The sequence below is a fragment of the Streptomyces sp. AC627_RSS907 genome (assembly GCF_019049165.1).
The window spans coordinates 1-5,576 of the sequence record NZ_JAGMUE010000202.1; the positions used below are offsets into that span (position 1 = coordinate 1).

General features: G+C 73.5%; 5 protein-coding genes. 1 reads left to right on the forward strand and 4 read right to left on the reverse strand.

Annotated elements, in window-relative coordinates; all coding sequences use genetic code 11:
- Nucleotides 1-246: 246 nt before the first annotated feature.
- Entirely contained in the window at nt 247-513 is a 267-nt protein-coding gene (rpsT, locus tag KUM32_RS31795; protein ID WP_030180898.1) for a 30S ribosomal protein S20, read from the forward strand.
- Nucleotides 514-1,110: 597 nt separating this feature from the next.
- Here rpsT and holA read toward each other — a convergent pair.
- The 4 genes from holA to KUM32_RS31815 form a co-directional block, all read right to left on the reverse strand.
- On the reverse strand, nt 1,111-2,100 hold the full coding sequence (gene holA, locus KUM32_RS31800; RefSeq protein ID WP_217145416.1) for a DNA polymerase III subunit delta: 990 nt from the start codon (nt 2,098-2,100) through the stop codon (nt 1,111-1,113).
- Between the two features lie 65 nt (nt 2,101-2,165).
- Nucleotides 2,166-2,411, reverse strand: coding sequence for a hypothetical protein (locus KUM32_RS31805; protein ID WP_217145417.1), 246 nt, complete (start codon nt 2,409-2,411; stop codon nt 2,166-2,168).
- Between the two features lie 42 nt (nt 2,412-2,453).
- Nucleotides 2,454-3,335, reverse strand: coding sequence for a YceI family protein (locus tag KUM32_RS31810; RefSeq protein WP_217145418.1), 882 nt, complete (start codon nt 3,333-3,335; stop codon nt 2,454-2,456).
- Nucleotides 3,336-3,552: 217 nt separating this feature from the next.
- On the reverse strand, nt 3,553-5,576 hold a 2,024-nt coding region (locus KUM32_RS31815), incomplete at its 5' end, for a ComEC/Rec2 family competence protein (RefSeq protein ID WP_217145419.1).

Sequence of the window (5,576 nt, forward strand, 5' to 3'; positions counted from 1 at the left end):
GGCCTGGGGCAGGTCCGGGGCGGACCTGGGGCGGGTCCGGGGCGGGCCTGGGGCGGGTCCGGGGCGGGCCTGGGGCGGGTCCGGGGCGGGGTCCGGACCGGGTTTGGAGCGGGTTTGGGGCGGCTGACCGGCCGCTGGTAGTGTGGGGGGCTGTGTCTCATGCCCTCTCAGCAGGAGACACTCCTTCAAGAAATCATCGGCACGGGACCCTCGCGGCCTCGTGCCTGAACCTGCAAAGGCTCATTCGTGGCGAACATCAAGTCCCAGATCAAGCGGAACAAGACCAACGAGAAGGCCCGGCTGCGCAACAAGGCCGTCAAGTCCTCTCTGAAGACCGCGATCCGCAAGGCTCGTGAGGCCGCTGCCGCGGGCGACGTCGAGAAGGCCACCGAGTACCAGCGCGTTGCGTCGCGCCAGCTCGACAAGGCCGTCTCCAAGGGCGTCATCCACAAGAACCAGGCCGCCAACAAGAAGTCGGCGCTGGCGCAGAAGGTCGGCGCTCTCAAGGGCTGAACCCTTTATCTGGTCTGATCGCCGGAAGGACCCAGGGCGGGCCCTCTCTCATCCGCTCCCGTCCGGCACCCAGGATCCATGCGCGGCCTGCGTTCGCCACGCGGGCATGGATCCGCGAGCTTGAACCTGAGGCCCCGGTGGCCGTCCTTCCCCAGGACGACCACCGGGGCCTTCGGTCTTGCCGGGCGGTGCGGGGCCACGGGGATTCGGGGCTGCCGGGATTCGGAACTTCCGGGGTTCGGACTTCCGGGATTCGGAGCTGCGACTTGTGGCTGCCGGGTGTCGGTGCGCGGGCGTCGGTGCGGGGACGTCGGGACTGCTGGACGTCCGGACTGCTGGACGTCCGGACTGCTGGACGTCGGGACTGCTGGACGTCGGGGCTTCGAGGTTCCGCGGCAGCCCACGCGCCGGGGACGAGCCACCCCCGGGCCGGGTGGCGCGGGGAGTGCCGCGCGACCGGACCTTCCTGGCCCGCGGGGCCACCTGGCGCCCGGACTGCCACGCGCCCGGCGCTCCGGGACCACCGGGCGCCGGCCACCTGGGGAGGTGCGGGCTGCCGGAGGCGGTGCCCCGGCTGCCGGGGTTCCGGGCCCCGTCCTATGACCGCCCTCGTGACCGCGCCGCTCGTGCGATGGTCACCACGGCCTTCTCCAGGGCGTACTCGGGATCGTCCCCGCCGCCCTTCACCCCCGCGTCCGCCTCGGCCACCGCCCGCAGCGCCGCGGAGACGCCGTCCGGCGTCCAGCCGCGCATCTGCTGCCGGACGCGGTCGATCTTCCACGGCGGCATGCCGAGCTCACGGGCGAGGTCGGCGGGGCGCCCGCCGCGGGCGGAGGACAGCTTGCCGATCGCCCGCACGCCCTGCGCCAGCGCGCTGGTGATCAGCACCGGCGCCACTCCGGTCGCCAGCGACCAGCGCAGCGCCTCCAGCGCCTCCGCCGCCCGTCCCTCGACCGCCCGGTCGGCGACCGTGAAGCTGGAGGCCTCGGCCCGCCCGGTGTAGTACCGCCCGACGACCGCCTCGTCGATCGTCCCCTCGACGTCGGCGGTCAGCTGGGACACCGCGGAGGCCAGCTCCCGCAGATCGCTGCCGACCGCGTCGACCAGCGCCTGGCACGCCTCGGGTGTGGCCGACCGCCCGGCGGTGCGGAACTCCGCCCGCACGAACGCCAGCCGGTCCGCGGGCTTGGTCATCTTCGGGCACGCCACCTCCCGCGCGCCCGCCTTGCGCCCGGCGTCCAGCAGGCCCTTGCCCTTGGCGCCGCCCGCGTGCAGCAGGACCAGGGTGATCTCCTCGGCGGGTGCGCCGAGGTAGGCCTTCACGTCCTTGACCGTGTCGGCGGACAGGTCCTGCGCGTTGCGTACGACCACGACCTTGCGCTCGGCGAAGAGCGAGGGGCTGGTGAGCTCGGCGAGCGTGCCGGGCTGCAACTGGTCGGGGGTCAGGTCGCGTACGTCCGTGTCGGCGTCGGCGGCCTTCGCGGCGGCCACCACCTCCTGCACGGCACGGTCGAGCAGGAGGTCCTCCTGGCCCACGGCAAGGGTCACCGGGGCGAGAGGGTCGTCATTCGCAGTCTTCCTGGCCATCGTGACAAGCATCGCACGCGCCACTGACAACGAGCCCGCACCCGCGACCGGGCAGGGCAATACAGCTAGGGCTCCTCGCGCCAGCCGTCCCACTCCCCCGCGAACGCGTCGAGCTCACCGGGGTCCAGCCGCTCCCTCTCGTCGCGCAGGACGACGAGCCACTGGGCGTCCTCGGCGTCGTCCTCGCCTGCCAGGGCGTCCCGGACGAGTTGCGGTTCCTCGTCGAGCCCGAACCGCTCCCCGAGCGCCTCGGCCGCCTCCTCCGCGGCGTCGCGGTCGGGCAGCACCAGCACATGTCTCACATCACTCACGGGTGCCATTGTCGGCCATGGCGCGGCAGCCGAACCGCCAGGTCAGCCCTTGGGCACGATCTGTACGTCGAGGTCGATCTTGATGCTGGGGCCGACCACGGCGATACCGCGTGCCAGCATCGTCTGCCAGCTCACCGTGAAGTCGTCCCGGTGCAGCTCGGTGGTGGCGCGGCAGGCCGCCCGCACCTCGCCCTCCATGCCGTTGCCGATTCCGAGGTACTCGGCGTCCAGTGTCACCGTGCGCGTCACACCGTGCAGCGACAGCGCCCCCGTGACGGCCCACCGGTTGCCGCCGCGGTGCGTGAACCGGTCGCTGTAGAACTCCAGGGTCGGAAAACGCTGCACGTCCAGGAAGTCCGCCGACCGCAGGTGGTCGTCACGCATCTTCACGTTGGTGTCGATGGACGCCGCGTCGATCACCACGTGCATCGCCGACTGCTCCATCTCGTCCGCGATCCGCACCGCGCCCGCGAAGGAGTTGAACCGGCCGTGGATCCGGGCCAGCCCGATGTGCCGGGCGGTGAAGCCGATGGAGGAGTGCGCCGGCTCGATCTCCCAGTCACCCGCCGCCGGCAGCTCCGGCGGCTGGGCCACCTGCAACGTCACCTCGCCGAGCGAGGCCAGCGAGTCCTCGGTGACCGTCGCGGAGGCCCGGTACGGCGTGTAGCCCTCGGCGGACACCGCGAGCCGGTACTCCCCCGCGGGCACCGTGGCCACGAACGACCCGAAGGGGTCCGTCCCCCCGCCGACCACCTTGCGCCCCATGGTGTCGCTGACCGTGAACTCCGCGTTCGGCACCGGCTCGTTGACGGGGTCGAGGACCCGGCAGCTGAGCACTCCCGCGTTCGGCGGGGTCTGTACCGCCGCCAGGGGACCCGTCCGTTGCATCCGCTTCGTTCGGCTTCCCAGCCAACGGCCGATCATCTACGACATCCTCTGCACGGGAGAAAACTGATTGACAGAGAAACATTCGACCACCGATGAGGCTTTCGAGGCAACACAGGGCCACATCGCGGGAAACCAGTGCATGTGCTGCAAGTGCGCGCGAGTACCCCCGTGTGGCCCGAATTGAATGCTTCAGACAGGATTCGTCGCAGTCGAGCCGGTGACTTCTCGATGGGCCCGTGTGCAGGCCATGACCTCACTCTCCCGCCACCCGCAGCGCCCCACCCGCGCCGGTGACCGCCAGCGCCCCGTCCCGGTCGGTGCGCAGCACCATCGCCCCCTGGGCGCGCAGTGCCGCGAGCGTGCCGGGCGCCGGGTGCCCGTACGTGTTGTCCGCACCACAACTGATGAGCGCCAGCCGCGGGGCCACCTTCCGCAGGAGGCCGGGGTCCTGGTGGGCGGAACCGTGGTGGGCCACCTTGAGGACATCGACGCCTTCCAGCGCCGCCGCCACCGGTGAGCGCGCCAACTCCTGCTGCGCCGGGGGCTCCAGGTCCCCGAGCAGCAGCAGCCGCAGCCCCGCCGTCCGCACCAGAAGGGTGACGCTGGCGTCGTTGGGTCCTTGCTCGCTCGCCGGCGGGCCCGGCGCAGGGGACCCCGGCACCGCGCTCGCCGACGGGCGCGCGGGCGGCCACACCACCTGCCAGGACAGTGAGCCGGCCCGGCGCACCTCCCCGGCGACGGCGTGCCGCAGGGGAATCCGCCGTGCCGCCGCCTGTCTGCGAACCGACTCGGCCTGGTCGGCGGGCTCTTCGAGGGCGGTCGTCTCGATCCCGCCCACCGAACGCCCCCGCAGTACCCCCGGGAGTCCCGCCACATGGTCGGCGTGGAAGTGGGTCAGCACCACGAGCGGGACGCGGGTGACGCCGAGCGCGCGCAGACACCCGTCGACCAGCGCCGGGTCGGGCCCGGCGTCCACGACCACACCCGTCCCGTCGCCCGCCGCGAGCACCATGGCGTCGCCCTGCCCCACGTCGCACATCACCATCCGCCAGCCCGGCGGCGGCCATCCCGTGATCACCCGGGCCAGCGGCGCCGGCCGCACCACCGCCAACGCCAGCAGCAGCGCGCAGACACCGCACCACCACGGGTGTCTCAACAGCCGCCGCCCGACGAGCAGCACACCCACCGTGACGAGGGCGAGCAGCCCCGCCCCGGCCCAACCGCCCGGCCAGTCCACTCCGGCGCCGGGCAGCGCGGCGCCGGTACGGGCGATCCCCGCGATCCACCCGGCCGGCCACCCTCCGCACCAGGCCAGTACCTCGGCCACCGGCATCGCCGCCGGAGCCGCCGCCAGTGCGGCGAAGCCCAGCACCGTGGCCGGCGCGACCGCGAACTCCACGAGCAGGTTGCACGGCACCGCCACCAGGCTCACCCGCGCCGACAACACGGTGACCACCGGAGCGCACAGAGCCTGCGCCGCCCCCGCGGCGGCCAGCGCCTCGGCGAGCCGAGGGGGAACCCGGTGCCGGCGCAGCGCCGTGCTCCACCGCGGGGCGATCGTGAGCAGCGCACCGGTCGCCAGCACGGAGAGCAGGAAGCCGTAACTGCGGGCCAGCCACGGGTCGTAGAGCACCAGCAGCAGCACGGCCGTCGCCAGCGCCGGGAGCAGTGATCTGCGGCGCCCCGTGGCCAGGGCGAGCAGGGCGACGGCCCCGCAGGCGGCGGCCCGCAGCACGCTCGGGTCGGGCCGGCACACGACGACGAGGCCGAGCGAGACCACCCCGCCGAGCAGCGCGGTCGTCCGCAGGGAGATCCCGAGGCGGGGCGCCAGGCCCCGGCGCTCGCTGCGCTGGGCCAGCCCGGGCGGCCCGAGCAGCAGGGCGAGCACGATCGTGAAGTTGGCGCCCGAGACGGCCAGGGTGTGCGCGAGGTCGGTCTCCTTGAACGCCTCTTCCAACTCCGGCGTGATGCGCGAGGTGTCCCCGACGACCAGCCCGGGCAGCAGCGCCCGCGCGTCCGCCGGCAGTCCGTCGGTGGCCTCCCGCAGTCCGGCGCGCAGCCGCCCCGCCAGACGTTGCGCTGCCGACGGCCCGGCCACCACCTCCGGCGCCTCCCGGCCACCCTTGACCCGCAGCACGGCCGCGACCCGGTCGCCACGCGCTCTGGGGGGTGACGTCCGGGCGGTGACACGGAGCCTCGTGGTCGGCAGCAGTCCCAGCCAGCGTGAGGCAGCGGCTTCCGCCCGGGAGGGCGGCGGGCCACCGGGAACGTCCGTGG